The organism is Micromonospora sp. NPDC049580 (assembly GCF_040675595.1).
Taxonomy (GTDB): domain Bacteria; phylum Actinomycetota; class Actinomycetes; order Mycobacteriales; family Micromonosporaceae; genus Micromonospora.
Genome location: NZ_JBFAPG010000645.1, coordinates 1 through 2821, shown reverse-complemented (window position 1 = coordinate 2821; position 2821 = coordinate 1). Strand labels below are relative to the sequence as shown.

2 protein-coding genes are annotated in these 2821 nt (G+C 72.7%); one reads left to right on the top strand and one right to left on the bottom strand.

Annotated elements, in window-relative coordinates; genetic code table 11:
• Positions 1–246: 246 nt before the first annotated feature.
• On the bottom strand, positions 247–1308 hold the full coding sequence (locus AB0J68_RS30405; protein ID WP_363942122.1) for a hypothetical protein: 1062 nt from the start codon (positions 1306–1308) through the stop codon (positions 247–249).
• Positions 1309–1432: 124 nt separating this feature from the next.
• Here AB0J68_RS30405 and AB0J68_RS30400 point away from each other — a divergent pair, with 124 nt between their 5' ends.
• Positions 1433–2722 carry an adenylosuccinate synthase gene (locus tag AB0J68_RS30400; RefSeq protein WP_354853416.1) on the top strand — a complete coding sequence of 430 codons (1290 nt, stop codon included), beginning with the start codon at positions 1433–1435 and terminating at the stop codon, positions 2720–2722.
• Positions 2723–2821 lie beyond the last annotated feature (99 nt).

Below are 2821 nucleotides of genomic sequence, written 5' to 3'. Positions count from 1 at the left end.
CCGACGACGGCGCGGACGGCGGCGGCCCGTCCCGCCGCTCGGCGACCGCCGCCCACGGCGGCACCACGTCACCCGCGCCCCGCTCGGCCGGATCCGGCGGCCAGAGTGGTTCGATGTCCCGCTCCGGCACCGGCTGCTGGCCGGGCACCTGCGCCCGGTCGGCGTTCTTGTCCATTACGGTTCCTCCCCAGTCCTCCTGCGAGGATAGGCCCACCGGCCGATCGGGGCCGATCGGCGCAGTCGGGGTCAGACCACCCAGACCGCCCAGGCACCCGGTTCGATCCACCAGGAGCGCTTGCGGGTCAGCTCACCCTCGACGCCATCGTCGAGGTAGGGCACCTTTCCCTCCCGGGGCAGCACCGACACGGCCCGTCCCCGGGCCCGCCGCACCTCCAGGCGTACCCGCTTGCGTCCCAAGGCCGAGCGGACGACCACCGGGACGGCCACCGCTACCTCGACCTGGCCGTCGGCCGGGTCCGGCGCGGCCAGCAGCGTCACGTCGTCGAGCGACGCGTACCCGCCGGCATTTCCGATCGCGCAGGCCAGCAGCGGTTCGTCGCCGTCGGTGAGGATGGCGTCGTCCACCTCCACCCGGGCCCGCCAGTGCAGCGGGCGGCCCGCGTCATCGGCGGCGCCGAGCAGAGCGCCGTCCAGGGTCACCGAGCCGCCGTCGTTGCGCAGCAGGTCCAGCCGGCGTGGCGTGCCGTCCAACACGGCGGCGGCCACGGCCGCCGGGTCGCGGGGCAGCCCGAGCTGCGCGGCCAGGTCCCGGTGGGTGCCGCCGCGCGCTGGGTCGAGAGGGAGTACGGCGACCGGCGGCAGGTCGGGCAGGGTCCGGTCACCACGCAGGTCAGCCGGACGGCGGCTCGGCGGTGGGGCGTACCGCCGGACGAGCCGGCGCAGCACGGCGCGCAACTGCGCGTCGCTCGCCGTGGCGACGACCAGCCGGGTCTTGCCGTCCGAATCCGGCCAGGTGAGACCGTCCGGGCGGGCCGGACCGTCGAGCTGGGCCAACACCGCGTCGATCTCCGCGTCCGAGCGGGCGGTGACCGTCTGCACCCGGGCACCTCGGGCGGTCAGGGCGTCGGCGCAGGCCAGCACCGGCACGCGGGGCCGGTCGGTGGCGCACCGGTCGGCGTCACCCGGCGTCCCGCCAGGGTCGGTGCCGGCGTCGGTCGCCGTGCCAGCGTCAGCGCCCTTGACGGCGGTGTCGGTTCCGGTCGCGCCGCCGCAGCAGGCCCCGCCGCTGCCGCAGCCCCCGGGAGCGTCGCGCTCCGATGAGAGGGTGAGCAGCACCACGTCGTACACGGAAGGAGCCTCCTGCCTCTCGACGCGACCCCTGCCGGTCGCGCCGTCACTACTTGTTAACCTGACACCCCGGGCTCGCCAACCGGTCGCCACCTGGCACCCGAGCCTTCTGGAGGCGGAAAAGATGCCAGCGATCGTGCTCATCGGCGCTCAGTGGGGCGACGAGGGCAAGGGCAAGGTTACCGACCTGCTGGGTGAGCGGGTCGACTACGTCGTGCGCTACTCCGGCGGCAACAACGCCGGGCACACGGTCATCACCCCGGACGGCCAGAAGTACGCGCTGCACCTGATGCCCTCCGGGGCGCTCTCGCCGAGCGCGATGATCATCATCGGCAACGGCGTGGTGGTCGACCCGAAGGTGCTGCTCGCCGAGATCGACGGTCTCGCCGAGCGTGGCGTGGACGTGTCCCGGCTGCGGATCTCGGGTGACGCGCACCTCATCATGCCGCACCACCGGGCGCTGGACCGGGTGGTCGAGCGGTACCTCGGCTCGTCCCGGATCGGCACCACCGGCCGGGGCATCGGCCCGGCGTACGGCGACAAGGTCGCCCGGATGGGCATTCGGCTCCAGGACCTGCTCGACCCGGGCATCCTGCGCAAGAAGCTGGAACTCGCGCTGCGCGAGAAGAACCAGATGCTGTTCAAGGTCTACAACCGCAAGGCGATCGACCTTGAGGCCACCGTCGAGGAGTACCTGGAGTACGCGGAGCGGCTCAAGCCGTACATCGCCGAGACCCGGGCCATGCTCTGGGACGCGCTGGACCGCGGCGAGACGGTGCTCCTGGAGGGCGCCCAGGCCACCATGCTGGACATGGACCACGGCACGTACCCCTTCGTGACGTCGTCCAACCCGACGGCCGGTGGCGCCTGCGTGGGCGCCGGCATCCCGCCGACCGCGATCAACCAGGTGATCGCGGTGAGCAAGGCGTACACCACCCGGGTCGGTTCGGGGCCGTTCCCGACCGAGTTGTTCGACGCCAACGGCGCGCACCTGCGCAAGATCGGCGCGGAGTACGGCACCACCACCGGCCGGGAGCGCCGGTGCGGGTGGTTCGACGCGGTCGTGGCCCGGTACGCCTGCCGCCTCAACGGCGTCACCGACCTGGTCATCACCAAGCTGGATGTGCTCACCGGGCTGCCCAAGGTGCCGATCTGCGTCGGCTACGAGATCAACGGCAAGCGCGTCGACGACATGCCGATGAGCCAGACGGACTTCCACCACGCCACGCCGGTGTACGAGGAGCTCGACGGGTGGTGGGAGGACATCACCAAGGCCCGCACCGTTGACGAGCTGCCGGAGAACGCCCGTCGCTACATCGCCCGCGTCGAGGAACTCTGCAACACCAGGGTCAGCGTCATCGGCGTAGGCCCAGGCCGAGAAGAAAACGTAGTCCAACACCCCCTCCTCCCCTAACCCCCCACCCCACCCCCCCCCCCCCCCCCCCCCCCCCCCCCCCCCCCGGGCCCCCCCCCCCCCCCCCGGGGTTATAGAGGTGTTTGTTCCGGATGGCGG

Bases quoted from the DNA above. Each gene is read 5' to 3' on its own strand.
- AB0J68_RS30400 (WP_354853416.1), top strand. From the start codon at position 1,433: ATGCCAGCGATCGTGCTCATCGGCGCTCAGTGGGGCGACGAGGGCAAG.